This window comes from Bacillus sp. SG20033 (genome assembly GCF_044570195.1).
Classification (GTDB): Bacteria; Bacillota; Bacilli; order Bacillales; family Bacillaceae; genus Bacillus; species Bacillus subtilis.
Genome location: NZ_CP172606.1, coordinates 1,172,226 through 1,198,060, shown reverse-complemented (window position 1 = coordinate 1,198,060; position 25,835 = coordinate 1,172,226). Strand labels below are relative to the sequence as shown.

30 protein-coding genes are annotated in these 25,835 nt (G+C 45.1%); 6 read left to right on the top strand and 24 right to left on the bottom strand.

Annotated elements, in window-relative coordinates; genetic code table 11:
• Positions 1-140 precede the first annotated feature (140 nt).
• From ACFVP7_RS06195 to fabH, 3 genes are all read right to left on the bottom strand, one after another.
• The gene (locus tag ACFVP7_RS06195; protein WP_212129612.1) at positions 141-926 is read right to left on the bottom strand and encodes a DUF2268 domain-containing protein; all 786 of its coding nucleotides are present in this window, start codon (positions 924-926) and stop codon (positions 141-143) included.
• Between the two features lie 75 nt (positions 927-1,001).
• Positions 1,002-2,243 carry a beta-ketoacyl-ACP synthase II gene (gene fabF / locus ACFVP7_RS06190; protein ID WP_003244890.1) on the bottom strand — a complete coding sequence of 414 codons (1,242 nt, stop codon included), beginning with the start codon at positions 2,241-2,243 and terminating at the stop codon, positions 1,002-1,004.
• Positions 2,244-2,265: 22 nt separating this feature from the next.
• Entirely contained in the window at positions 2,266-3,204 is a 939-nt protein-coding gene (gene fabH / locus ACFVP7_RS06185; protein ID WP_003232971.1) for a beta-ketoacyl-ACP synthase III, read from the bottom strand.
• 164 nt (positions 3,205-3,368) lie between these two features.
• Here fabH and yjzB point away from each other — a divergent pair, with 164 nt between their 5' ends.
• Positions 3,369-3,605 carry a spore coat protein YjzB gene (gene yjzB, locus ACFVP7_RS06180; protein WP_015383342.1) on the top strand — a complete coding sequence of 79 codons (237 nt, stop codon included), beginning with the start codon at positions 3,369-3,371 and terminating at the stop codon, positions 3,603-3,605.
• 29 nt (positions 3,606-3,634) lie between these two features.
• Here yjzB and comZ read toward each other — a convergent pair whose 3' ends face one another.
• From comZ to ACFVP7_RS06160, 4 genes are all read right to left on the bottom strand, one after another.
• Complete coding sequence (gene comZ, locus ACFVP7_RS06175; RefSeq protein WP_003224559.1) at positions 3,635-3,826, bottom strand: ComG operon transcriptional repressor ComZ; 192 nt, start codon at positions 3,824-3,826, stop codon at positions 3,635-3,637.
• Positions 3,827-3,840: 14 nt separating this feature from the next.
• The gene (gene med, locus ACFVP7_RS06170) at positions 3,841-4,794 is read right to left on the bottom strand and encodes a transcriptional regulator Med (protein ID WP_014476425.1); all 954 of its coding nucleotides are present in this window, start codon (positions 4,792-4,794) and stop codon (positions 3,841-3,843) included.
• A 90-nt stretch (positions 4,795-4,884) separates the two neighbouring features.
• Complete coding sequence (locus ACFVP7_RS06165; protein ID WP_003232974.1) at positions 4,885-5,442, bottom strand: hypothetical protein; 558 nt, start codon at positions 5,440-5,442, stop codon at positions 4,885-4,887.
• A gap of 80 nt (positions 5,443-5,522) precedes the next feature.
• Positions 5,523-6,257: a hypothetical protein gene (locus ACFVP7_RS06160; RefSeq protein WP_032721340.1), complete on the bottom strand. Its 735-nt coding sequence runs from the start codon at positions 6,255-6,257 to the stop codon at positions 5,523-5,525.
• Positions 6,258-6,507: 250 nt separating this feature from the next.
• On the opposite strand from ACFVP7_RS06160, the gene ACFVP7_RS06155 reads away from it, so the two are divergent.
• The gene (locus tag ACFVP7_RS06155) at positions 6,508-6,693 is read left to right on the top strand and encodes a YjzD family protein (RefSeq protein ID WP_003245236.1); all 186 of its coding nucleotides are present in this window, start codon (positions 6,508-6,510) and stop codon (positions 6,691-6,693) included.
• 46 nt (positions 6,694-6,739) lie between these two features.
• On the opposite strand, the gene ACFVP7_RS06150 is transcribed toward ACFVP7_RS06155, so the two are convergent.
• The 13 genes from ACFVP7_RS06150 to ACFVP7_RS06090 all read right to left on the bottom strand — a co-directional run bounded on the left by ACFVP7_RS06150 (position 6,740) and on the right by ACFVP7_RS06090 (position 20,002).
• Positions 6,740-6,919, bottom strand: coding sequence for a YjzC family protein (locus ACFVP7_RS06150; protein ID WP_003245356.1), 180 nt, complete (start codon positions 6,917-6,919; stop codon positions 6,740-6,742).
• Between the two features lie 85 nt (positions 6,920-7,004).
• On the bottom strand, positions 7,005-7,964 hold the full coding sequence (gene argF / locus ACFVP7_RS06145) for an ornithine carbamoyltransferase (protein ID WP_032721338.1): 960 nt from the start codon (positions 7,962-7,964) through the stop codon (positions 7,005-7,007).
• Positions 7,952-11,044 carry a carbamoyl phosphate synthase large subunit gene (locus ACFVP7_RS06140; RefSeq protein WP_151870293.1) on the bottom strand — a complete coding sequence of 1,031 codons (3,093 nt, stop codon included), beginning with the start codon at positions 11,042-11,044 and terminating at the stop codon, positions 7,952-7,954. The genes argF and ACFVP7_RS06140 overlap by 13 nt, the downstream gene beginning before the upstream one ends.
• Entirely contained in the window at positions 11,037-12,098 is a 1,062-nt protein-coding gene (locus ACFVP7_RS06135) for a carbamoyl phosphate synthase small subunit (RefSeq protein WP_151870294.1), read from the bottom strand. Before ACFVP7_RS06135 ends, ACFVP7_RS06140 begins: the two co-directional genes overlap by 8 nt.
• A gap of 70 nt (positions 12,099-12,168) precedes the next feature.
• Positions 12,169-13,326, bottom strand: a complete 1,158-nt coding sequence (locus ACFVP7_RS06130) for an acetylornithine transaminase (RefSeq protein WP_338733195.1) — start codon at positions 13,324-13,326, stop codon at positions 12,169-12,171.
• Complete coding sequence (gene argB / locus ACFVP7_RS06125) at positions 13,323-14,099, bottom strand: acetylglutamate kinase (protein ID WP_014476417.1); 777 nt, start codon at positions 14,097-14,099, stop codon at positions 13,323-13,325. The genes ACFVP7_RS06130 and argB overlap by 4 nt, the downstream gene beginning before the upstream one ends.
• Before the next feature lie 14 nt (positions 14,100-14,113).
• Positions 14,114-15,334 carry a bifunctional ornithine acetyltransferase/N-acetylglutamate synthase gene (gene argJ / locus ACFVP7_RS06120; RefSeq protein ID WP_024571947.1) on the bottom strand — a complete coding sequence of 407 codons (1,221 nt, stop codon included), beginning with the start codon at positions 15,332-15,334 and terminating at the stop codon, positions 14,114-14,116.
• Positions 15,335-15,353: 19 nt separating this feature from the next.
• Positions 15,354-16,391: an N-acetyl-gamma-glutamyl-phosphate reductase gene (gene argC / locus ACFVP7_RS06115; RefSeq protein ID WP_185184217.1), complete on the bottom strand. Its 1,038-nt coding sequence runs from the start codon at positions 16,389-16,391 to the stop codon at positions 15,354-15,356.
• A gap of 205 nt (positions 16,392-16,596) precedes the next feature.
• Entirely contained in the window at positions 16,597-17,136 is a 540-nt protein-coding gene (locus ACFVP7_RS06110) for an MFS transporter (RefSeq protein WP_214286525.1), read from the bottom strand.
• Positions 17,136-18,566, bottom strand: a complete 1,431-nt coding sequence (locus ACFVP7_RS06105) for an FAD-binding oxidoreductase (protein ID WP_338733185.1) — start codon at positions 18,564-18,566, stop codon at positions 17,136-17,138. The genes ACFVP7_RS06110 and ACFVP7_RS06105 overlap by 1 nt, the downstream gene beginning before the upstream one ends.
• Positions 18,567-18,627: 61 nt before the next feature.
• Positions 18,628-18,798, bottom strand: coding sequence for a YqaE/Pmp3 family membrane protein (locus tag ACFVP7_RS06100; RefSeq protein WP_003232996.1), 171 nt, complete (start codon positions 18,796-18,798; stop codon positions 18,628-18,630).
• Positions 18,799-18,862: 64 nt separating this feature from the next.
• Positions 18,863-19,171, bottom strand: a complete 309-nt coding sequence (locus ACFVP7_RS06095) for a metal-sulfur cluster assembly factor (protein WP_014479422.1) — start codon at positions 19,169-19,171, stop codon at positions 18,863-18,865.
• Positions 19,172-19,234: 63 nt separating this feature from the next.
• On the bottom strand, positions 19,235-20,002 hold the full coding sequence (locus tag ACFVP7_RS06090) for a prolyl oligopeptidase family serine peptidase (protein ID WP_046380924.1): 768 nt from the start codon (positions 20,000-20,002) through the stop codon (positions 19,235-19,237).
• A gap of 120 nt (positions 20,003-20,122) precedes the next feature.
• Between ACFVP7_RS06090 and yitU the strand changes: the two genes are divergently transcribed.
• From yitU to ACFVP7_RS06075, 3 genes are all read left to right on the top strand, one after another.
• Positions 20,123-20,935 carry a 5-amino-6-(5-phospho-D-ribitylamino)uracil phosphatase YitU gene (gene yitU, locus ACFVP7_RS06085; RefSeq protein ID WP_003233007.1) on the top strand — a complete coding sequence of 271 codons (813 nt, stop codon included), beginning with the start codon at positions 20,123-20,125 and terminating at the stop codon, positions 20,933-20,935.
• Positions 20,936-21,038: 103 nt separating this feature from the next.
• Positions 21,039-21,191 (top strand): hypothetical protein, encoded by a 153-nt coding sequence (locus ACFVP7_RS06080; RefSeq protein WP_017695668.1) that lies wholly within the window; start codon positions 21,039-21,041, stop codon positions 21,189-21,191.
• Positions 21,192-21,389: a DUF3813 domain-containing protein gene (locus ACFVP7_RS06075; RefSeq protein WP_003245613.1), complete on the top strand. Its 198-nt coding sequence runs from the start codon at positions 21,192-21,194 to the stop codon at positions 21,387-21,389.
• 30 nt (positions 21,390-21,419) lie between these two features.
• On the opposite strand, the gene ACFVP7_RS06070 is transcribed toward ACFVP7_RS06075, so the two are convergent.
• Positions 21,420-21,875 carry a BsuPI-related putative proteinase inhibitor gene (locus ACFVP7_RS06070; RefSeq protein WP_014479419.1) on the bottom strand — a complete coding sequence of 152 codons (456 nt, stop codon included), beginning with the start codon at positions 21,873-21,875 and terminating at the stop codon, positions 21,420-21,422.
• 18 nt (positions 21,876-21,893) lie between these two features.
• Positions 21,894-22,736, bottom strand: coding sequence for a YitT family protein (locus ACFVP7_RS06065; protein ID WP_003245017.1), 843 nt, complete (start codon positions 22,734-22,736; stop codon positions 21,894-21,896).
• 137 nt (positions 22,737-22,873) lie between these two features.
• Between ACFVP7_RS06065 and ACFVP7_RS06060 the strand changes: the two genes are divergently transcribed.
• Positions 22,874-23,725, top strand: coding sequence for a DegV family protein (locus ACFVP7_RS06060; RefSeq protein WP_003245785.1), 852 nt, complete (start codon positions 22,874-22,876; stop codon positions 23,723-23,725).
• A 46-nt stretch (positions 23,726-23,771) separates the two neighbouring features.
• Here ACFVP7_RS06060 and nprB read toward each other — a convergent pair whose 3' ends face one another.
• On the bottom strand, positions 23,772-25,388 hold the full coding sequence (gene nprB, locus ACFVP7_RS06055) for a neutral protease NprB (protein WP_396583051.1): 1,617 nt from the start codon (positions 25,386-25,388) through the stop codon (positions 23,772-23,774).
• Positions 25,389-25,523: 135 nt separating this feature from the next.
• A complete protein-coding gene (locus tag ACFVP7_RS06050; RefSeq protein WP_003233021.1) occupies positions 25,524-25,817 on the bottom strand; it encodes a DUF3784 domain-containing protein in 294 nt (97 codons plus the stop codon).
• Positions 25,818-25,835: the final 18 nt, after the last annotated feature.

Here is a 25,835-nt window from a genome sequence, read left to right as displayed (position 1 = left end):
CCTCTTTTATTCAGAAATAATAAATAATATTGAATTATCTAAAAATTTTATAGTTGTATATTATTACAATCATTTTGCAAAATCAAGAATTTTTTAGGATAAATGTAATATTATTAATGAAATTCCATTATTTTATCCTTTTAAAGCATTGCATCCAAAAAGGTTTCAGCAGGAATGGACAGCCCGTCTGCGGCGCTTGCCTTGCTGACGGTTAAATATTTTTTTACAATATTGAATCCAACTGCGTATCCAAGCATTTTTGGCTGATATCCTTTGCCGAATAACAGCTGGGGAAATAATCGATTATCCCGTTTGATATTCCGATGGGGCGCAATCTTTTTTTCATATAAAGCCTGAAGCTGCTCCGGTGTATACCAAGTCGTCCACTCAGCCGTTTGACTTCGGCCGAACCTCTCATAAACAGCATATTCCGCCAGCCCTTCCATGATGATTGTATCAAGTAATGTGACATCCTTTTCCTCTTTTGTCAGATGACCTAACCGGCAAACGTGATGATACTCATGCGTCATAAGGGCAGATACCGACCCAAAATCTAAATCTGACGAAAGAAAAAGGAACATTTTGTCTTGAAAGGCGAGTCCTGATTTTGATCCGAATTCTAAACGGATTCTCCTGTTTCGTTCATCAACCGGCAGCGTGACAATTGGTACATCAGGACCTTGCCATTTGTTTTTGAGGTACTGTTCTTCCTTTTGGATATGTCCGTAAAAACCTTTTTCCTTCAGCTTGGAAACAGTCTGAATACCCTCTTTTATGTTTTTAAACATCCCATGATGCTGAAGGTGTCCCAGAATGCCTTTCCAGTTCTTTTTCTCCGCACCTGAAAAAAGCGGGATAATGTAATGCGCCAAATCATCTATTGAATCAGCCTTCCTGAGCCAGCTATATGTTTGTTCTACACTCATGTGATCGCCTCCTCTTTTAATCCTATGCACACAAAAAAAACCGGCTACCCTTTAAGGGCAGCCGGTTTGGCTTGATTATGATTGATATTTCTTAAAGATTAATGTTGCGTTGTGTCCGCCGAATCCTAATGAGTTGCTGAGAACATAATTAAGTTCCTGTCTGCGGGCTTCATCAGGCACATAATCCAAATCGCATTCTTCGTCAGGCGTTTGAATATTGATTGTCGGCGGAATCACGCCTTCTTTAATGGCCAGGATAGAGAAAATGGCTTCAATACCGCCGGCTGCTCCTAAGAGGTGGCCTGTCATCGATTTTGTAGAGCTTACCGCAAGTTTATGCGCATGCTCGCCAAAAACGGTCTTAATCGCCATTGTTTCGTATTTGTCGTTGTAATATGTGCTTGTCCCGTGAGCATTGATGTAATCAATTTCTTCAGGTGCAATGCCTGCATCTTTAATGGCTTCTTGCATCGCTCTCGCTCCGCCTTCACCGTCTTGGGCCGGCGCTGTGATATGATAAGCGTCTCCGGTTGAACCGTAGCCGACAATTTCTCCGTAAATTTTAGCGCCGCGGGCCAGGGCATGTTCAAGTTCTTCAAGAACGATAATCCCTGCACCTTCCCCCATGACAAAGCCATCACGGTTTTTATCGAACGGGCGGCTCGCTGTTTTCGGATCTGGATTAGTAGACAGCGCTTTGTTGGCACTAAAGCCGGCGAATGACATTCTTGTCAGCGGCGCTTCTGTTCCGCCTGTGACCATCACGTCTGCATCACCGCGCTGAATAACCTTAAACGCGTCACCGATGGAGTTCGTTCCTGTAGCACATGCTGTAACCGTACAAGAGTTCACCCCTTTTGCTCCTAATGCAATAGAAATCTGGCCTGTCGCCATGTCAGGAATCATCATTGGCACGAAAAACGGGCTTACCCGTCTTGGGCCTTTTGTTAAGAAGATTTCAAATTGAGACTCTAGTGTTTCAAGTCCTCCGATACCGGAGCCTACCCAAACACCGACTCTCGGTGCGATCTCATCGGTAATGTTAAGATCTGCGTCTTCAACCGCCATTTTCGCAGCCACAACCGCATATTGTGTAAAGCGGTCCATTTTTCTGGCTTCTTTTTTATCCATATAATCTTCAACATTAAAATCTTTTAATTCAGCGGCAACTTTTGCCGGATATTCTTCAGCGTCAACACGAGTGATCGGACCGATTCCGGACACACCGTTGATTGCGTTATTCCAACTTGTATCGACGTCGTTGCCAAGTGGAGATAATGCTCCAAGTCCTGTAACAACTACTCTTTTTTTAGTCATCTTGTGTGCACCTCACCTTTTTTTATCGGCCCCAGCGGATTGCAATGGCGCCCCATGTTAGTCCTCCGCCGAACCCTACCATAACGACCACATCGCCGTCTTTGATTTTACCGGCTTCCAATTCTTCTACAAGAGAGATCGGAATTGATGCGGCAGAAGTATTTCCATATTTATGAACAGTTTTAGACATCTTTTCGACAGGAAGCTCTAAACGCTCGCGAGCAGCTTCCATGATACGGATGTTCGCCTGATGCGGAATCAAAAAGTCGACATCCTCTTTTGAAAGTCCGGCTTTTTCAATGACATTTACGCATGATTCTCCCATTTGACGGACTGCAAATTTGAAAACTTCTCGTCCATTCATGATTGTATGTCGTTTTTCATTCAGATACAAGTGCTGACCGCCTGTGCCGTCGGCTCCTAGTTCAAATGAAAGGATTCCTCTGTCATCACTGACTGGCCCGACTACCGCAGCGCCTGCTCCGTCTCCAAACAGAACGGCTGTATTGCGGTCTTCCCAATCGGTAATGCTTGAGAGCTTCTCTACACCGACAACTAGAACATGCTTGTAGGTTCCGGATTCAATAAATTGTTTACCGGTTACAACCCCGTACATGAAGCCCGCACAAGCCGCGCTGATATCCATAGCACACGCTTTCTTCGCGCCGAGCTGTTCTTGAATCATACAAGAGACCGTAGGAAATGACTGATCAGGTGTAACAGTTGCAACCAAGATCATATCCAGATCCTCAGCAGCCACTTCAGCTTGTTCCAGCGCATTTTTCGCTGCTGCAACAGCCATATGTGATGAAAACACATCATCTGCTGCGATTCTTCTTTCTTCTATTCCTGTTCTTGTACGAATCCACTCGTCAGAAGTTTCAACCATTTTTTCAAGATCATGATTTGTTAAAACCTTCTCAGGAATGTAACGTCCAACACCAAGTATTCCAGCTTTCATAAGGGAAGACTCCTTTATATCTTAAATTTAGAAGATCAATCAGGTTGTGATCAATTATTAGTATCAGGTACTAATTCTATCCTATTTTTTTTCACATGGCAATATATTCGTCTAAACTATCAGTTCATCTTACTCATAGAGTATGGTATATGGAAAGGAGGCGTATGCAGTTGGATGTGTTTTCAAGAATGATGTTCGGCGATGCAGCAAAACCAACAGAAGAGAAGGAGGAACAGCAAGAGGAGGTTTCTCAGGTTTCTCAGACAAACGACGAAGAGACGATTAATTACATGCATATTATGGACCAAATCGGTTCAATTATGAACTCTCTTGATCAAATCAAGCCCGCTTTAAAGGAGCTTGCGCCCATGCTCTCCGCTATTAAAAAGAAAATCATGTGAAAAGCCACTTTCAAAAAAGTGGCTTCTTCTTATTCTGTTTCAGATTTAGCGTCAGACTTGCCAAGCTCATAAGCTTCCGCCATTACCGTTGTAAATAGATTCATAAACGGCTGGATGGCCTCCATTGAGAGCTCAATGCCTGATTTCTCAAGCTGTTCTTTCGCTTCAGGGAGATATTTCATGGCAATTTGCAAGAATTCAAGTGATTTTTCGTGCTGCATGTGACGTCACTCCATTATTCGTTTTTTGGCAGCTCGCCTGTTTTGTTGTATGTTTTGATCAGCTTGGCGATTCTTTGCTGAAAGTCTTTGTCGACGAGCGGGCTGAATGTTCCCATCTCAACGACTCCCGTATTCAGGTCGTAGTAATGATCGCCGCCCTCAAGGGTGCCTTTATTAAATTGTTCAGCAATGATTTCATAGGCCTTGTCCACATTTTGCACCGTGCTGGTTAATACGGTATTCTCGCCCAGATCCGATTGATCTGTGACGTAGCCAATGGCATAAAGACCGTCTTTTTTGATTTGCTGAATAACAGGAACATTATACCCGTCTCCGGCGGGATACACAACATCCGCGCCTTCGTTCTTCATTTTCTGATAAAGCTTTACTGCTGTTGTATCATCATCCCAATGATCCGTATATTTCGTATTTACCTCTATATCCGGATTTTCATACTTGGCCCCTTTGATAAAACCGTCAACCTCAGGCTGCCACGTAAAGGAAGCAATTACACCGACCTGATTCGTTTTCGACATATGGGCAGCAGTCATTCCTCCAAAGAAGCCCATTGCTTCCCCGCTAAAATGGACACTCGTTACATTATCAGCTTTCGCTTTCGCATTGGAAATGACGAATTCCATATCTGGATAATCTTCGCCGACCAAGTTAAACACCTCAGCATATTCACTCCCATGGCCGTAGAGCAGATTGACGCCCCTCTTATGAAAATCCTCAATCGCATTTATGATATCTTCTTCTGTTTTAACGCCTTCTTTATAATAGACGTCCACATTGTATTTGGATTGTATATTCAGTAATCCTTTATACCCTTTTGTGCCCCATACGAGGTCATTAATCGTATCAGGAAAGAGCATGCCGACCTTCTCAATTTTTCCTTTGAACGGAGTTTGTCCACATCCACTCAATAAAAGGAGGACAGAAAAGATCATGACAAGCCTTGTGATCAAGTCATGTTCAACTCCTTTTGACAAGCTATAACATGTATTATTTTTATACGTTTATTGTATCTAGAAAACTCGAAACATGGAAGGTTTTTCTTAATATTTGTCGAAAATTGATGAAAATTGTCTTTTCCACTCGATAATTTTTGTTTTTGCTTCTTCTTTTGAGGTTTTCTCTGTGACTTGCAATTCAAAAAGCTGATCTTTGCTATGACGGCTTGGTTCTAACAGGAATCTCAGCAACTCGTCAGCCACGTCGTTTGTGTAATAGCCGTCTTCCTCTGTTTCTTCTTTCCATGGCCCGTACATTTTCGGCAGGATCACGGTTTTTTCCGAGCCTGTTTTTTCACGTTTATCCCATTCTTTTCGGTCTTCTTCATATACTAAAATATAAGGAGAATCATATTGGTCTAAAGGCAAAAAACTTCCGAACTGGATACAAATTGTATCATAATTTTGGTCTCCAATGTGTTCAAGCTGGCGAAAGAGTTCATTTCTCCCAAGCCACATGAGTCTTTCTTCTAAGTACATTTGTCTCATTTTATCTTCTGTTTCCGCCAGAACAACGTCAACATGTATGCCTTCATCCATCATTCGTTCACATAATGAAAGGCCGAAAAATTCGTCCGCACCTACAATCAGCGTTGATTCCATTGCATCTGCCGCCCTTCCGGTTTTTCATTTCCCAAAACAAAACAGCCTCCGCAAAGAGAAGGCTGTTGTCATTATATTCTCTATAATTCTTTTTCATGACTGTGAAAGAATTTGCAAATTGATGCATAAATTCTGCTTGGATGCTCAAATAAATGAAATGTCATGTCGACCGGTGAGCCTTGCTTTTGCTGTTTTTCCTTGAAAACTTCCGCATGTACGCTGTAGGGATATGGAGCTCCGGTCATACGCTGCCATATATGAACCGGTACGCCGCTCGGGTAGCTTTGAATTGTTTTATAACGAAGCGCTTCCGCTTCTTTTTCAGAAATTCCGTAGCTTTTCGATACTTCTTTCAAAAATTGCTTATAGAAAAATTTATTTTCTTTTTCCGATTCATAATGTGCCTGAAGATCGAGACAAGGATTCAACATTGCGGCTGAGCGGATATGATCCGGGGAAAAACGAAGCAGTTCATCGGCCACGAGAGCACCCATGCCTTCTGCTAAAATATGAATCTTCGGATTGAGGATTTCCTGCTTCAGCACAGAATGTATCAGCTGTTTGGCATAGGTGACTGCTTTTTCCGCCCCCCAATGCCTTCCGAACAGATTGCTGTTAAAAAGAGTATATCCTTCATTCATCAACATGCTCAGAAGCTGATTTCTGCCGTAATGCTGCTGCCAAAAGCTTGAATCATGTCCGACAAAGTGGGTTCTGTCCCCCAAGATAAAGATGCCGAAGCCGTTCGGGCGATAGGGCAGATGAATGACATTATGCTCCGTTCCCAGTTGAAAGTATCTTTCCGTTATTCCCATCGCTTGCCCGCCTCCTTTCACACTTCATCTCACGCTATCTTATGTAAATAGAAAAGAAACGAATAAGGTAAAGTCCTAGCCTTTTACATTTTTGGCTATTATACTGATTGACGTTTTTTATATTTTACCATTAAAGTGTGACGAATCAGACTCTTTTGTCACCTCACTTTCTGCTAAAATTGGATTCCCCCTTCGCTTTTTGTATGGTATGATAACTTTTAGAATAGAATGAGAAGGACGAGGTGGAAACGTGCGATATATTATTGCCTTTATTTGGACGTTCCTTTTATCACATATGGCATGCTACTTGGTTGCAAGCATGAACAGCGTTACGTATAATTTCAAAACATCATCTGTCATTGCTGTTGTACTGTATGTCTTAATCATGGTTTTAGCAGAAATCATGCCTATGAACAAAAATGCAAGCCAGCATTAAAAAGCCAAAAAACCCAAAACATTTATTGTTTTGGGTTTTTTTGTGGTCACGGCTTTCTTTTGTAGGTCCACAGCCGGTTGTGGTTTGATGTTTCGGGGAACATTTCCCCTGCTGACAGATGGACCTTTTGAGGGTTTTTAACCATGCTCCCTGTCTCGCCGATTTCTACGTAGACACCGTTATTAGGCGCTTTCTGTCCGGGCCGGAATTGGTGCTGCTGTCCCACTGTTTTTCCTCCTTTTCCTTTTTGCTGTAGTATGCGCCTAAGCGGCTGTGAATATGTTGCCATCAAAAAAACTGCTGAGTTTGGCTCAGCAGTTTTTTGATGATTCCCCTTTGTATAAAATGGCCTTCAGCAGTGCTTTTTGCACATGAAGACGGTTTTCCGCCTGCTGGAACACTGCAGAGTTCGGCCCGTCAATAATCTCCGCAGTCACTTCTTCCTCGCGATGCGCAGGGAGACAATGTAAAAATGTATAGTCAGGCTTGGCATGGCTGACTAGCGCCGCATTCACCTGATAAGGCGCAAAGACAGCAAGACGTTCTTGCTCTTCCGCTTCCTGCCCCATGCTTGTAAACACATCAGAATAAATCACGTCCGCGTCTTTTACAGCTTCAATCGGATCATCTGTCAGCGTGATAGAAGAGCCGGATTGAAGTGCATATGTTTTTGCCGCTTCAGCTGCTTCATCTAACACTTCATATCCTTTTGGCGAAGCGATTGAGATATCACAGCCCATTTTCGCGCAGCCGATCATCAAGGAGTGCGCCACGTTATTTCCGTCACCGATGTATGCGACTTTTACGCCTTTAAGCTTCCCTTTTATCTCCTTAATCGTCAAGAGATCCGCCAGCGCCTGGCATGGGTGGTATTTATCGGTAAGTCCATTGATCACCGGAATGTCAGCTTCTTTGGCAAGTTCCTCCACCTTTTCATGTTCAAAGGTCCGGATCATGATGGCATCCACATAGCCTGACAGCACTTTTGCCGTATCAGCGACAGTCTCACCGCGCCCCAGCTGCAGATCTTTCTGGCTTAGAAAGAGGGCGTTCCCGCCAAGCTGCGCCATGCCCGCTTCAAATGAAACACGTGTCCGCGTTGATGATTTTTCAAAAATCATCGCCAAGGTTTTGCCATGGAATATAGGCTGAATTTTGTTTTGTTTCAGCTCACCGGCTTCTGCGAGCAAGGCGTTTATATCCTCTTCACTAAGGTCCTTTAACGTTAATAAATCTTTTCCGTATAAACTGGTTTGCGTCACTGTGTGCATGTTGCCACTTCCTTTTTATAGAGGTCTTTGAGAGATACAGGCTGCGGATGGCCTGAACCGCTTTGTAAAAACGCCCGCACGGTTTCTTCTTCTGTAAAGACGGGGATGCCGTGCGTCATGGCTTCCAAACGTTCTTTGCGTGCTTCTTCAGAACCGCTCAGATTGATGTGGAGCGATTTTCCTTCCTGTTCCATCCATGAGGCAAATGTCCCTTCATGAATTGTAAAACCTGCGTTTTCTGCTAACTCCTTCACATCTTCCGGAACGTTTTGCAAATAAATGCTTCCTTTTTGACTCCAGACTCTTGTATAGATTTTTTTCAAGGCGCTGTTAGAATCATATGCGACACACATGCCTTCTCCCGTTGATTTCATTTCCGGCCCAAGCTTGACATCCACATCCTGGATCGCATGAGAAGAAAAAACAGGGAACTTCACTGCAACTCCATGATGATTTTGAACTGCCGGATTTATATCTTTTAAGGACGCTCCCGCCAGCAGACGTGTGGCGAGCGGAATCATCGGAACGCCCATTACTTTGCTGACGACTGGAACCGTGCGGCTCGCTCTCGGATTCACTTCAAGAACGAGTATGTTTCCATTGTCGATCACAAATTGAATGTTCATGATGCCTTTAAATGAAAGTTTTCGGGCAATTTTTTGTGCCGCATCTTTCATGCCCTGCTGCAGCCCGCTCGTGATGGACGGTCCGGGAAGAATGGCAAAGCTGTCCCCTGAATGGACACCTGCCCGTTCAATATGCTCGGTATATGTCGGGATAAAGACATCCTCGCCGTCGGAAATCAAATCAATTTCGACTTCCTTTCCAGACACATACTGATCAATCAAAATCGGGTATGGCATGCTGTCCTCATCATTCAGCAGCTGAGTAAGCTGGTCTTGCGAGTCAACAATGATCATGCCCATTCCGCCGATAACGTAAGATGGGCGGATTAACACCGGATAGCCGATCTCACTCGCTTTTGAAGCGGCTTCTTCTTTTGTATAAGCAATTTCTCCTTTTGCGTGCTTCAATCCCAGCTCGTCAAGAAGCTGATAGAATTGATCCCGATCCTCTAGCACGTCGAGCGTTTGAAATGATGTGCCAAGAAGAGTAATGCCGGCTTTTTCGAGCGCTTCAGCAGCATTGATTGCAGTTTGGCCGCCGAATTGCACAATTGCAAAATCAATATTTTCCTGCTCCGCCACGTTTACAATATGCTCCGTTGTCATCGGTTCAAAATACAGGCGATCCGCAATTTCATAATCTGTGCTGACCGTTTCCGGGTTATTGTTAATCATGATGGTTTCGAACCCAAGCTCTTGCAGTGTCAGCACACCGTGAACAGCACTATAATCAAATTCAACGCCTTGGCCGATCCGAATCGGGCCTGATCCGATAATGAGCGCGCGTTTTTTCTCTTTGCGACTGATGTCTCCATCGGTCTCTCCGAAATATGTGGAGTAAAAATAGTTTGTTTTCGCATCAAACTCTGCCGCGCATGTATCTACGATTTTAAAGGAAGGCGTAATGCCCATCTCCTTGCGAAGCGCGCGCACCTCTTCTTCTGTTTTGCTGATCAGCGAGGCAATCGTTGCGTCTGAGAATCCCTTTTCCTTTGCTTTCTTCAATAATTCGAAAGAGAGATCGCTCCCTGCTTCCATCAGGCGGTTTTCCAATTTGATGATGTTGTCAAAGGTATGAAGGAAAAACGGATCAATTTTTGTTTTTTCATGGATGTCATCAATCGAGACGCTGCGGCTCAACAGCTCCATGACAACGAAAAATCTGCGGTCATCCGGAGTGATTGCCAAATCCCATAGCGTATCAATTGACAACCCGCTGAGCTCTGGAAGGTGTGTCCCGATATTTTTTAATTCAAGTGACGCGGCTGCCTTTTGTATCGCCGCTTCTAAATTCCGTTCAATCGCCATCACTTCACCGGTGGCTTTCATTTTTGTGCCAAGCTTGCGGTCTGCGTTTTTGAATTTATCAAACGGCCAGCGCGGAAATTTGACGATCACATAGTCCAGTGCCGGTTCAAAGCTTGCGTAAGTCGAGCCTGTGAGCGGATTTTTCAGCTCGTCAAGAGTGTATCCGACTGCCAGTTTCGCGGCCATCTTCGCAATCGGATAACCGGTCGCTTTAGATGCGAGAGCCGATGACCGGCTTACACGCGGATTCACTTCAATGACGTAATATTGCTTGCTGAATGGATCAAGCGCGAATTGAATGTTGCAGCCGCCTACAACATCAAGTGCTGAGATGATCGTCAGACTTGCTGTCCGCAGCATTTGATAGTCTTCGTCTGTCAATGTTTGTGACGGCGCCACAACGATAGAGTCACCTGTATGCACGCCGACCGGATCGATATTTTCCATATTGCAGACGGTAATGCATGTGTTATTGCTGTCACGCATGACTTCATATTCAATTTCTTTAAAGCCGGCAATGCTTTTTTCGACAAGGCATTGATTGATCGGACTTGCTAATAGCGCCTGTTTAATCATAGCTGTAAAGGCTTCTTTATCAGGGGCGATTCCTCCGCCCTTTCCGCCTAATGTGTAAGCCGGTCTGATAATAACAGGAAAACCGATGGATTCCGCAAAATGGAGGGCATCGGCCTCGTTATCAACAATTTCACTCTCCGGCACGGGCTGTTTTAATTCATTCATTAACGAACGGAATTTTTCCCGGTCTTCTCCTTTTTGTATCGTTTCAACGGATGTGCCGAGAAGCTTGACGCCGTGCTCCTTTAAAACACCCGTTTCTTCAAGCTCCACCGCTAAATTCAACGCGGTCTGACCGCCTAAATTGGCAAGAAGCCCATCAGGCCGTTCTTTCTTAATGATGGCTGTCAGGCTTTCTGCTGTCAGAGGCTCAAAATAAATTTCATCAGCGAAGGCTTCATCAGTCATAATTGTCGCCGGATTGCTGTTGACGAGAATGACCCGGTAGCCCTCCTCCTTCAGCGCGATGCACCCTTGAGTGCCTGAATAATCAAATTCTGCCGCCTGCCCGATGATGATCGGGCCTGAGCCGATTACTAATATGCTTGAAATACTGGTGTCTTTAGGCATGCGCGATTTCTCTCCTTGCTGGTATCACATTCTTTAAATAATCATCAAAAATCCATTCGCTTTCCGCAGGTCCGGGATGGGCTTCCGGGTGGAATTGAACACTCATGACAGGCAGTTTTTTATGGGCAAGCCCTTCAACTGACGTATCATTGACATGATGAAACCTGATCGTGAGCTCTTCTTCATTAATTGACTGTTCATCAACCACATAGCTGTGGTTTTGGCTTGTCATAAAGACCCGTTTCGTCTCACGGTCGATGACCGGATGATTAGCTCCCCTGTGTCCGAATGGCAGCTTAAAAGTATTCCCTCCGAACGCGAGCGCGATCAGCTGATGTCCGAGACAAATGCCGAGAGTCGGAAAGCGGCTGATGATGCTTTTGATCTTTCCTAAATATGGCTGGATTGCTTTCGGATCTCCAGGTCCGTTCGATAGCACAATGCCATCGGGTTTGATGTTGTATACGGTCTCCATTTGCTGGTATGGCACCACAGTAACCTTGCAGCCTCTTTTGACAAGTGATGATGCGATTGACTTTTTATAGCCAAAATCAATGAGAGCGATATGTTTATTCCCGTCACCGAATGTGCTGATTTCCTGGGCGGAAGCCTGCTCTGCCACATTCTCTGGTTGAAGGGCAATCTCAGCTCCTTCTTTAGAGGCTGTAACTGACGCACCCATCGTCCCGTTTGCCCGGATTTTCTTCACGACAGCCCTCGTATCAACATGGGTTAACAGCGGAATGTTCCATTTCTGTAAATACTCCTTGAGGCTGTATACCGCTTCATAATGAGAAAAGTGATCACACGCCTCATAGACAACTGCGGCTTTTACTTGCGGTTTCTTGCTTTCAAAATCCTTTTCATTTATGCCGTAGTTGCCAATCAGCGGGTAGGTAAATACAATAATCTGTCCCTTATATGATGGATCTGTCAGCACTTCCTGGTAGCCTGTCATTCCTGTGAAAAAAACAGCTTCTCCCGTACAGTTTTCATGGCCGTCCAGCTCGCCGCTGAACGATGTCCCATCTTCTAACACTAAATAACCTTCCATCTAACAGCCCACCTCTTGATGAATAATTAATTATAAAAATGAATTTTTATGCCTTTATATCGAAAAAAAATCACTGGTTTACAGCGGAATGATGAGCGATTGCCTGTTTCAGCTTGCTGACGGCTTCTGCTATTTCATCCTTAGTCACGGTGAGCGGCGGCAGCAGTCGAATCACGTTCGGGCCGGCCGGCAATACAAGCAAGCCTAATGTCTGCAATTCAGCAATAATGTCAGCAACCGGGCCATCACACTCAATTCCAAGCATTAATCCTTTACCTCGGATTTGTTTAACAAAAGGGCTCTTTAGCTCTGCCTCAAGCTGTTCTTTTAAAAACGCTCCTTTGTCAGCAGCCTCTTGTAAAAAGTCAGGCTGGAATACAATTTGCAATGTGGCATTCACAGCAGCCATCGCCAGCATGTTTCCTCCGAAAGTCGTTCCGTGAGAACCAGGGGTAAACGCTTCTCCAAGCTGTTTCTTTCCGATGACAGCGCCGACCGGAAAGCCGTTTCCCAATCCTTTGGCGACTGTGATGATATCCGGCGAGAGTCCGAAGTGCTCATATGCGAAGCCTTTTCCCGTCCGTCCGATGCCGGTCTGGATTTCATCAATGATGAGAAGAGCTTGCTTTTCCTTACAAAACGACTGTACGGCTGATAAAAATTCAGCACTCGCCGGATTGACTCCTCCTTCTCCCTGCACTGTTTCAAGCATCACCGCGGCAATATCGCCTTCCTCCCCAAGAGCTTTAAAAGCAGAAGGATCATTGTATGGCAGGTAGTGAAAGCCTTCAAGCATCGGGCCGAAGCCTGTTTTGATTTTATCCTGTCCGGTCGCAGCCATCCCTGCATACGTGCGGCCATGGAACGACTGAAGAAAAGTGATGATTTTTGTTTTTCCAGTTGCTTTTCTGGCAAGCTTTATCGCACCTTCATTCGCCTCCGCGCCGCTGTTGCAGAAAAAGACAAGATCTCCTGCACTATGCGCCGCCAGCTTCTGCGCCGATTGCTCTTGGAGACTGTTTTGAAACAGGTTTGATACGTGCCATACGCTGTCAAGCTGTTTTTTGACTGCCTCTGTCACCGCTTCATGGCAGTGTCCTAGATTTGATACCGCAATCCCCTGAATGAAATCGAGGTACGTTTTGCCGTTTTGATCCTCAACGTACGTTCCCTTTGCTTTTTTGATGTCAATATCCCAACGGCCGTAGGTTTGAAACAAACTGCTCATGAAACAGCCTCCTTTGCTTTGACGATTTTTGTCCCTTGAAAGGTTTGTTCTGCGAAGAATGAACCTTTTCCGTTTACGATCATGACTTCAGACACCTGATCTGATAAAGCTGACAAGGCTGAATTGACCTTCGGGATCATCCCTCCGGTGATCACTTCCTGCTTGATCAGCATCTGAATCTCCTTAGGGGTCAGGACGTCCAGACGCTGCTTTTCCTTCATGATTCCATCGACATCCGTGACGAACATCAGCTTATCGGCTTCAAGCGCTCCGGCGACTGCTGAAGCAGCCAGATCAGCATTTACATTCAGCGTTTTGCAGTCGCTTGTCATAGACAGCGGCGCAATAACGGGGATGATGCCATTTTCCATCAGCGCGTTCACCATGGACGCATCGACTTTTTTGATTTCTCCCACTTCTCCGTATGTTTCCGGATCTAGATAATCAGCCTCCAAAAGACCTCCATCCTTACCAGAAATGCCTGCGGCTCGCAGTCCGTGTTTGGCAAGCTCAGCAACGAAAAATTTATTGACAGAACCGGATAAAACCATTTCCGCCACTTCCAGCACCGGCTTCGTTGTTTTCCTCTGTCCGCCCGAAAACTCTGTCTTGATATTTAACCGTTTCAGCATATTTGTGATTTCCGGTCCCCCGCCATGTACGATCGCCAGCTTCCAGCCTGATGCCATCAGCTCTTTCAGATTTTGAAAAAATTCCTCCGACAGCTCACGGATGACACTTCCCCCGCATTTAAAAACGATTGTTTTCTTCATTTCGCTCCCCTTTATTACGTGCGATAGCTCGCGTTAATTTTGATATAGTCATAGGTCAGGTCACAGCCCCACGCTCTCCCGTTTCCGTCCCCTTCATCCATCTTGATGACAATGGTGATTTCATCTCCTTCAAGGTATTCCTTGGCGATAGATTCAGAGAATGGCTGAGGTTCGTTATTCTTAAACAGGCATTGGCCGCCAAGATAAACCTCTACTTCTTCTGCAGTCACCTGTGCTGCGGAGTGTCCGATGGCTCCGATGATCCGCCCCCAGTTGGCATCTGTTCCGTATACTGCCGTTTTTACAAGATTTGAGCCAACAATCTTTTTGGCAATGACGTTTGCATCAAGATTGTTTTTCGCTCCCTGCACTTGGGCTTCAATTAGTTTTGTCGCGCCTTCTCCGTCTCTGGCAATCTCTTTAGCCAGATCCTCACAAGTGAGCAAGAGCGCTTTTTTAAAGACCGGCCAGTCTGGATGGTCTTCTGTCAGGCACTCGTTTTCGGCGCAGCCATTCGCCATAACTAATACCATATCGTTCGTGGATGTTTCTCCGTCAACTGTGATTTGGTTAAATGAAACGTCAGTGATTTCCCGAAGCGCCTTTTGCAGCGCTTTTTCTTCGATTGCCGCGTCAGTTGTCACAAATCCCAGCATCGTGGCCATGTTCGGGTGTATCATCCCTGAGCCTTTAGCCGCTCCGCCGATCGTGACTGTTTTGCCGCCGATTGCCAGCTCATAGCACGTCTGTTTGATTACCGTATCAGTTGTTAAAATCGCTTCCTCAAAATCGCCTGATCCCGCAGGTGTTTCTTTCAGCAGCTCGATCCCCGCGTGGATTTTTTCCATGTCTAAATGCTCGCCGATGACACCCGTTGATGAAACAGCGACAAGCTCCGGCTCAATGCCAAGCTGTGAAGCAAAGCTCTCCCGCATTGTGTATGCGTCCTTTAGGCCCTGTTCTCCCGTGCAGGCGTTGGCAATGGCGCTGTTGACGATGACGGCTTTCAGTGTCGGTCCGTGCTTTAAGCTGTCTTGTGTCACTTTGATCGGAGCAGCCTGAAAGTGGCTTTGGGTATAAACTGCTGCACTCACGGCCGGTGTCTCGCTGATAATGACGCCGAGGTCTTTTTTCGAGTAGCGCAGCCCGCAATGCACACCCTTTGCCTGAAACCCTTTTGGCGAGGATACATCACCTGTTACTTTTACAATTTGATCTTCACTTAACTGAATCATGGTTCGATTCTCTCCCGTTCTATGGATAAATTGGCGTGATGGTGAGTCCAGTTTCTTCATTCCAGCCATTCATCAAATTAAAGTTTTGCACTGCCTGACCGGCGGCACCCTTCATTAAATTATCGATTACCGAGACGATCGTGACTCTGTTCGTTCTCTCATCGAGGGTCACGGCGATATCACAGAAATTGCTGCCGTACACTTCTTTCGTTTGCGGGTACTGACCTTTTGGCCTCACTCTCACAAAATATGAATCTTGGTAAAATTCCGAATATAAATCATGCAGGCCATCTGCGGATAGATCACAGGTTAATCTGGTATACATCGTCGCCATGATGCCCCTTGTCATCGGAACCAAGTGAGCCGAAAATGTAATGGGCCCGAGACCTGGCTGCCATTCATTCAGCGCCTGCTCAATTTCCGGCGTGTGCTGATGTTCATTGACTTTATAAATTTTAAAATTGTCGTTCAGCTCAGAAAAATGAGTTCCCATGGATGCTTTTCTTCCCGCTCCGGAAACACCGGTCTTCGCGTCAACGATAACAAAAGATTCATCGAGCAGTTTCTTTTGAGCCAATGGCGCGAGGCCAAGCAAAACAGCTGTTGGAAAACAGCCTGGATTGGCAATGAGTTTCGCCTGTTGAATTTGCTGTTGATTCAGTTCTGCCAGACCGTATACCGCCTCTTGAATCACCGCCTTCGGTGCCGCTGTCCGTTTATACCATTTTTCATATTCAGCCGGTTCTTGTATCCTCAGATCACCTGACAGATCAATAACCGGAATTCCCGCATCTGCCAGCTTTGGAGTCAATTCACTTGAGACTCCGGGCGGCGCAGCGAGAAACATGATATCTATTTCGTGTTTGATCGTATTCATATCAATCGGCTTCAGCTTCTGATCCGCTAAGCCGGTAAGATGAGGATAACCCTCGCTATAGACATTCCCTTCTCCGCTAGATGAATAAAGTATGCATTCCTCTGCATGAGGATGATGCGAGAGAATCCTGACAAGTTCGGTGCCTCCATATCCTGTAGCACCTACAATTCCTATTTTCAAAACAAGTTCACCCTCTTGGTCTTTGTGAAATTATTTAACATTATAACATGAATAAAAATTAATTCAATCGTATATTTAATATTTTTATTCATTTATAAATTTTCTGTTCAATGGAAATTCCGCTCAAAAAAATCAGCACAACTCCAGCACAAAAACGTTGATGCAGCACCGCTTTTCAGCCGTATAAAAAAACAGGCTGACCGCGTCAGCCTGTTTTCATCATCATCAATCCACTCAAAAAATATAGAATAGAGCTTGCATAAAAAATCATTTGCACTGTAAAAAAGTCAGCGAGAAAGCCCCCGAGCATAATGGCTGCTGCTGAAAAGACAGCTGTCCAAAAATGGTAATTTCCAATCTTTTTTCCACGCTCTCCGCTGTCTGTAAAATCAGCGATCAGCACTTTTTCTCCATGCTTTTGCATCGCTCCAAAGAGCCCTAACAGCACTTGGACGATATACACTTGAACGACGCTTCCGATATGCGGGACATATAAAAGCAGAACAGCCATCCCCCACGAGTTCAGAAGCAGAAAATAACGGCTGTCAAACCTTTCAGACAGCCGTCCGAGGAGCGGGTAAATGAGCGCTCCGCTCAACCCGAACAATCCGTAGGAAAAACCGAACTGTGTGTAGCTTGAGCCGATATTTTTCACAAACAGAATATAAAACGGAAAGATTAAGCTGCTTGCGAAAAACACGCTGCTTTGTGATAATGTCAGCCATTTTAATTTGTTTTTCCCCATTATTTATACCTCTGATAAAAGTAATTCATAAAGCGCTCATCCGGGTCATAGGTTCGTTTTTTCTGAAAAAACGCTTCACTTTTCGGATATGCCTGTCTCATTTGCTCTTTTGTCTGGTAGGTCATATAAGGCAGATAATAGCTGCCGCCGTGCTTGATGGCAACGTCTGTCATGCGCCTGATGATTCGGGCAGTATCTGCCTGGTCTTCTTTTGAAAAGCCCTCGTTTATTAATAGCACGAGCGAAAACATATCGTCCTTCGCATAGGAAAGGTCGGCCTTTTCATTTTTCTGCACGTAGCGGATCGTAATGTTCAGCAGGTTCAGATCTTCGTCCGACAGCGTTTGTCTCAGGTCATCAATATAGGACCCATACTCCTTCACGGGCACAAAGTATTCTTGCAAAACATCTGTGTTGTCATTGTTTTCATACTCAAGAAACTTAGATTCGGACCGCATGACGTTATTGCGTGAAATCTCTGTGCCGTTTTGGCTCAGGAAATAGGATTGCTGTGTGTCCCACAGCCAATTCCTGCCCCATTCATACCGTCTTGACAAACCGAGTGCAAACTTTGTGGCTCCCGTATACTCATCTTCTTTGAGATCGCTGTATGATGGCAGTTGATCCTGATGATCAGCCAATACGTAATTTGTGACATACATGTCTTTCAGAAATCCTTTTTTCGCTGTTGAAATTCGCGCCAGATGCATTCGGACATTTGGATTTCCTTTTACATGCTTTGAAAAATAGTCTGCGTATGTGCTGTAATTCATTTTTTCTGTCTTCATGACATACAGCTCATCATCTGTCAGCTCAAGCGTTACATCAAGAATCACGCCAAAAAGGCCGTACCCTCCGATGACCGCCTTAAACAAATCATCTTTTGGAGTGACAGTGATAATCGTCCCGTCAGCTTTTAAAAGCCGAAATGATTTGACTGTATCAATCAGCGAGCCGTAGCGAATATCACGTCCGTGTGCATTTGCGCTGAGAGATCCGCCGATTGTAAAAATGTTTTGTGACTGCATGACTTTTACCGCGAGTCCGTATGGATTCACGTATTTCTGGATATCATTCCACGTTGCACCGCTTTGCACCCTGATGATTTTCTTCTCTTGATCGAGTGACAGGATTTTGTTGTAGCCCGTCATGTCGAGAACGATGCCGTCCTCATAATATGTATGGCCGCCCATGGAGTGCTGGGCCCCGGCGATTGAAATTTTTATGTTTTTTCGATTTGCCTCTTTGACTGTGTCAATGAGCGTTTCCTCTTCCTGCCCTTTCACTGTCTGCTTTATTTTTACAGGCATCAGGCGGCTGACATCCGTCATCTCGCTTGTGGCTGTTTTTTGCTCTGAGTTCACAGAGTACGCAAACAGGGCCGCATACGCGCCAGTACAAAGCGCGAATGCAAGCAATTTCTTTTTCATAGTGCTCTCCCTGCTGTTTTTTATGACCATTATACCATGACTGCGTCCTCATTTTTCCAAATTATCTTCTTGCCCGTTTTTCGGCACGGCGGTCGGCGACGATAAAGCAGGCGTGAATCGCGCCCGGCAGCCAAAAGATACAGGTCAATATGAGATTCAGCAAGGCCTGAAACGGTTTTCCCGAAAACAAAACAGCAAGCGGCGGGCATAAAACTGCCAGCAGGTACATCATTTCCTTTCACTCCTTTCAGCTGTAAAAAAGGACAGCCTCACATGTCAGGCTGTCCTCTTTTGTTTTATTGAATGCCAAGCGCAATTTTTGCGTATCTGGACATTTTATCCCTAGTCCAAGGCGGATTCCATACAATGTGAACCTCTGTGTCTTTCACTTCAGGAAGGTCCGCTAATGCTTTTTTCACCTCATCCACGATAATCGGCGCTAAAGGGCATCCCATTGATGTCAGTGTCATCGTCACGTGCGTTAAGCCGTCTTCATCCATGTCAACATCGTATACCAAACCAAGGTTCACGATATCAACGCCAAGCTCAGGATCGACAACCTGTTCCAGGGCGCCCATGATGTTTTCTTTTAATGCTTCTTCCACGTTCCCTCACTCCTTTTTTCTACAGTATAACGTAAATTCAGCTCTTGTTAATAACTTAGTGCTTTATAAGTACGTTTCAAACCATTCAATCGTTTTTAACACAGCTGCCCGCGGGACTTTATGGTCAGCGTTTTCATCTCCGATAAATTGCAGGCGTTCCGGCTGCTCGCTGTAATGGGATTTGATCGTGTCATAAAATTTCCGGGTCGGCGCGTAAGGCACGACCTTATCTTTTGCGCCGTGCCAAAATAAAAGCGGGCGCTGTTGCAGTTTCTCCGGCTGAAGGCTGAGATCCCGCAATTCGAGACGTTTCATCAGCTCCTGTACCTTCTCTTCCGGCACATCGATTTCAATGCCCTGAGATTGAATATGGTCAATCTGCTGCTGAAACAGCTCCACGTAATTGGGGCTTCCCATCAGGCTGACGCCGGCTTTTATCCAATCATATGCAGTCAAAGCGCCAAGCGTTGTGATGCCGCCCATTGACGTGCCTGCGAGACCGATGCGGCCGCCGTCTATCAGGCCCTCTTTTTCAAAATGGTTTTTAAGTACGCCGATCTCTTCAATCTCGTTAAGGACGATATCCCAAAAATGCCCCGCCAGCTCTTCGACAGCCATTTCTTCTCCCCGTTCCCCATGGTGCAAAGCCTCCGGCAGAACGGCTCTAAAACCCTTCTCCGCAAGCAGATAAGCAATATGAAGGTTGTGTTCCTTCGCGCTTGTAAAACCATGTATAAAGATCACGAGAGGAACAGCGCGGTGCCTGTTCTCTTCCTTTACAATATGTAAAAACGGAATACCGGAAACGGTTTGATTCTCAATTTGTATCACAATGTGCCCCTCCTTAGGATAACCATAATCATAAGTGTAACATGTAGACAATAAAGATGGTAAAAAGCTACACTGTAAGTAAGGCAAAACAAGCAAAATCTAAGGTTAAAGGAGCTTTTCATGGAGACAAAACCCTATTTAATCGCATTAGATTTAGATGGAACATTATTAAAGGATGATAAAACCATATCTGAAAACACCCTTCATACGATACAGCGCCTAAAAGATGACGGGCATTATGTCTGCATCTCAACAGGCCGTCCGTATCGTTCAAGTTCCATGTACTACCAGCAGATGGAGCTGACAACGCCAATTGTCAATTTTAACGGAGCATTTGTCCATCATCCGCAAGACGACAGCTGGGGACGGTATCATACGTCACTGCCGCTTGATGTTGTCAAACAGCTCGTGGATATCAGCGAGAGCTACAACGTACATAACGTGCTTGCTGAAGTGATTGACGACGTATACTTTCATTACCATGATGAGCACCTGATAGATGCCTTTAACATGAACACAACAAATGTAACGGTCGGAGACTTGCGGGAAAATCTTGGTGAAGATGTGACGTCTGTACTCATACATGCAAAAGAAGAGGATGTACCGGCAATACGCTCTTATTTATCGGATGTGCATGCCGAGGTGATCGACCATAGAAGATGGGCCGCACCGTGGCATGTCATTGAAATTATCAAAAGCGGCATGAATAAAGCGGTCGGTCTGCAGAAAATCAGCGATTATTACGGCGTGCCGAGGGAGCGGATCATTGCTTTCGGGGATGAGGATAACGATTTGGAAATGCTTGAATTTGCAGGCTGCGGCGTTGCAATGGGAAATGGAATTGACGCGGTCAAGCAGATTGCCAACCGAACAACGGCTACAAATGAAGAGGACGGCGTTGCAAGGTTTTTGAAAGAATATTTCTCACTTTAAAGAAGGTCCGTATTAATTTTTCCCACTCATAAACCTTACTTTGCCCCACCATACTATTGAAGACGACTCATCTCGTCAAAGTATGGAAGGGGGCAGTCTCAAAATGGGTAAACGAAGCAAATCCAGAAGGTTTATTCAGCAGGGTAAAGACTCCATCGGGCTACACGCCGCAAGATTTCCATATCGGTCTACTTTAGAAGAAGCTCACCAGCATGCCGCGGCACGAGACTCGGCCGAAAGCCAGGTTGAATATTAAATGAGAAATGAACTGTTTCAGCAGGCAAAATCATTTGTTCAACAGGCGGTCATGGTGACAAACGGCTTTGAGGAAGGCGATCAGGAGCAAGCGATTCTGAGAGCCAAAAATGCTGTATCTTCTGCGTATGCCAATTCGACAGATGCGGAACGTCAACAGCTGCATCAATTTCAAAATCAGCTGGACAAACTCCAATAAAAAAAGGCTATGGCGACTCGCCATAGCCTCTTATTTGACTTCAAACTGCTGAACAGCCTGAACCTGCTTGAGATTTTCCGCCCTGCCCTTAAATGTCACCTTTACCTCATAGGTTCCGGGCTCCGGGACTTCCTTCCACACATCAGAGAAATCATATGTTTCTCCAGATTCAAGCGTCAGGTTTTGAAAAGCCTGCGTAAACATTTTGTCTTTCGAATAACGGTATCTTTCTTTGTGCTCAGAATCATACACGACAAGTTCAAATTTTTGCCCTGTGCTGAATTGAAACTCAATAGCACGTTCGCTTTGGTTCTTCAGCGACATGTTAAACTTGATTTGTTCAGGCTCCTGAATTGCGTCAATAGATAAAACAACCTCTTGATTCTCCATTCCGCCTGATACCTCCTTATCGGGTTCTGTCTGCTCATCTTTCCCGCAGCCTATCAAAAGCAGCACGGGGAGGAGCATCACAAGCAGCCGTTTCACGACTTCCACCTGCTTTCGTCAGTCTTTTCTAAAGAAACCAAAAATCCCAGTCGTTTGAACAATGTTCGTAAATGCTTTCGGATCAACTTCTTTGACGATCTTTTCTAAATCGTACAGTTCATACCTCGTGATGACGATAATCATCATTTCTTTCTGTTCGTTCGTAAAAGCTCCTTTTGCCGGAACAGTTGTGATGCCGCGCACCATTTTTCCGTAAATGGCTTCTTTGATTTCGTCCGCTTTTTTCGTCACGATCATTGCCGTGAGCTTCATGTGGCGAGTGTGAATGGCGTCGATCACCCTTGTTGTCACATACAGCGTAACCAGGGTATATAATGCTTTCTCCCAACCTTGCAATAATCCTGCCGTCAAGATGATAATCCCGTTCAGAATGAAGAAATACGTGCCGACGGGTTTATCCTTCCACTTTGCAAGCACCATGGCGACGATATCAAGCCCGCCTGTCGAAGCTCCGTATTTTAATGTTAAGCCGATACCGACTGCGGAAATGACGCCGCCGAACACCGCGTTCAGCAAAATGTCATGTGACAGGCTTGTTTCCGGCAGGATCCCCATAAACAGAGTAGTGAGTGCGACACTTAAAATGCTGTACACTGTAAACGATTTGCCGACCTTCAGCCATCCTAAAATACCGACCGGAATGTTTAAGAGGAACAAGAGCGTTCCCGTCGATATGTAAAAGGGGGCATATTGATCAACGACGCTTGATAAAAGCTGGGCAACACCTGTAAATCCGCTGGCATATACATCTGCAGGTATCAAAAATAAGTTCAGCCCGGCAGCATTGAGTAAAGCGCCGATGATGACGATGAGTAATTTTTTTGTTTGATCTAGTACCATGGCATGTTCCTCCGCTCTTTCTTCTTTATTATGTTTTCCCTTAAAACAAATATTTGAACACGATTTTGGCAAATTAATATGATATAGTTGGCTTAACTCTCATGATAACGAGCGATAACGGAAAGAAGGGAAGCAATATGACAGTTCATCTCATCGCTGACAGCGCCACTGATTTGCCTCGTTCTTATTTTGAAGAAAAAGGCATTGGCTTTATTCCGCTCAGGGTTTCTCTCGGCGATAAAGAATTCGAAGATGCAGTCACAATTCATGCGGATCAAATATTTGAAGCGATGCAAAATGGAGAAACGCCTAAGACGTCCCAAGCCTCACCGCAAACGATTAAAAATGTGTTTTTGCAATATGCCGAAACAGGTGATCCCGCTCTTTACATTGCCTTTTCCTCAGGTCTCTCCGGCACGTATCAGACAGCTGTAATGATCGCCAATGAAGTGAAGGAGGAATTCCCCGATTTCGATTTGCGGGTCATTGATTCCAAATGCGCTTCATTAGGATACGGTCTGGCTGTCCGGCATGCTGCCGATCTCTGTATCAACGGGAATACAATACAAGAAATTGAAACGTCTGTAAAGAACTTTTGCAGCCAGCTTGAACACATTTTTACCGTTGATGATTTAACATATCTCGCGAGGGGCGGCCGGATATCCAAAACGTCCGCTTTTGTCGGCGGCCTGTTGAATATTAAACCGCTGCTTCAGATGGAGGACGGCAAGCTTGTGCCTCTGGAAAAAATTCGCGGACAGAAGAAACTTTTCAAACGGATCATCGAGCTTATGAAAGAGCGCGGGGATGATTGGAGCAATCAAACCGTCGGGATCAGCTACGCCGCGAACAAAGAAAAAGCCACGGACATGAAACACCTGATTGAGGAAGCGTTCAAGCCGAAAGAAATCATTATGCATCCAATCAGTTCAGCAATCGGCTCGCATGCCGGTCCAGGTACATTGGCGATATTCTTTTTAAGAAAATGAGCAAACAAAAACAGTCAGACTCTGTGTCCTGACTGTTTTTGTTTGCTCATAGAATGCCGACAGCCTCATACGCCTTTTCGACTGAAGCTGATTGCTTCGAGCCTTCACCGTATAAATCATTGGCAGCTTCAATCGCCGCTTGCTTCATCATGCTGAAATCTGTAGATGCCGTTACATAATATGTTAAAGCCCGATAGTAAATTTGTTCACTTGCTTCACGCCCAATCCCTTCAACCTGTACATCGTGGTGCACGCCTCCTTCTGCAAGAAGATAAGCTGCTTTATTGTGAATGGACGAATTGATATGGACTCCGCCATAATCCTCTGTTCCTGTGTAGCGGTTCGAGTAATGATCTGGATTTCCCTGCTTAGATGGGTCCTCCAATGACCGCAATGAATCTCCTGCAATATCCGGAGTATAGACATCTTCGCCGATCTCCCAATCATCACGGTCAGCCATCGCGCCCATAATGTCAGAAATGGACTCATTTAATGCACCGGGTTCTCCTTGATATAAAAGACCGGCGGAATACTGTGTGACTGCGTGTGTGATTTCATGCGCGACAATGTCGAGCGATCCAGACAGCGGCTTAAATTTCGAACCGTCTCCATCCCCGTATACCATCTGGACACCGTTCCACGCAGCATTGTTCCATTGTTTGCCGACATGCACGGTAGACGTAATCCTTGCTCCGTTTTGATCAAAAGAATCACGGCCAAATGTCTTGCTGTAATAATCGTAAACGGCTTGCGCATTTGCGTGTGCGTCTACAGCCGCAGGTTCATTAAATACGGACGTGCCGCTGACTATTTCTTTGCCCGTATACCCGATCAGTTGAGACAAAAGCGTAAACAAGGTTTCGTTCAGGTTCTTCGCGTCAAACGTATTGATCCCTTTTCCCCTTGTTTCGTCAGCCAAATAAAAGCGCCCATTTTGTTCTGTGACGTCAAAGCTTTTTTCATCACCTGACACGCCGATTCCTGTACCTGCCGCTTCATGAATGGCATTAAAGGACTCAATGACCTTTCCGTTTTTGGCATCGATGAAATAATGCCAATAGCCAGGATCAGGTTCAGATGTCGAGAGTCTCACAAGGTAGGCGAGATCATATTCACCGTCGTGTGGATAGATATATAATTCGCCTTTTGGTTCCCCATCAAGATATTCGATTTTTCCAATGGAAGCCTCGAGCTCACGCCTTGCTGTATGTATTGCTTTTTTATCAGAAATAGACGGTGTGATGGAGACGTCCTTGATTTGCGGATGCACCTTTCCAAAGAAACTTTTCACTTGTTTGTTTTCCTTCATCGCGACCGCTTGTTCAAAGCCGTAAATCGGTATTCCTTTGTAAACCTCCGTTAATTTAAAAAACGTTTGTTTTGTCTTTGGATCCTTTATGGTTTTCGAAATGCGAAAATGGCTGTTCGCATTCCCTTTGAGCTTAAACTGCGTTTGATGCTTGTCAAGATAGGAAAATAGCGATTCTTTCTGGGTTGTGTTTTGTACCGGCTTCTGCGGTGACTTTTCGATGATGTATGAAGGGGTTTGATACGTATGGTCGTATTTGATGCTTTGATCAGCTGAGGCATGTGTTACAAAAACCATTTGGGCCGCCGTGCATAAGCCGGCCAGTAATAGAGATGTCTTGGTCAGGTTGCGCAAAACACCACATCCTTCCTATTTTGGAATCTACCATTTTTCTTCATCCTATCAAAAATACAAAAACTTGTATGTGGTGCTTCGTTCTTATTTTCCCAAAAAAGAAGGGCGGAGATATTTCGCTCTGCCCTTCTTTTTCTACTCTACTAATTTTTTATTGACATAAATAATAACCCCTGCTCCATATGCCAGTATAAGCGGAGGTATGAGCTGCTCCTGACCTTGAAATGAGATAAAACTATTCAGCAATATGAACAAACCGGAATTCAAGAAAAAGTAGCCTGCTATTCTGGCCAGCCGGTCTTTATCCCGTATACGCGCCTCGTTAAACCCAGCCAGCATCCAGGTTTGTTTTTTGATTCCGACAAAATAGGCAACCACAAAGAATAAAAGCGCGATGACAATTAATAGATAATTGATGCTGATTTCCATCTTACAGCCTCCTACAAG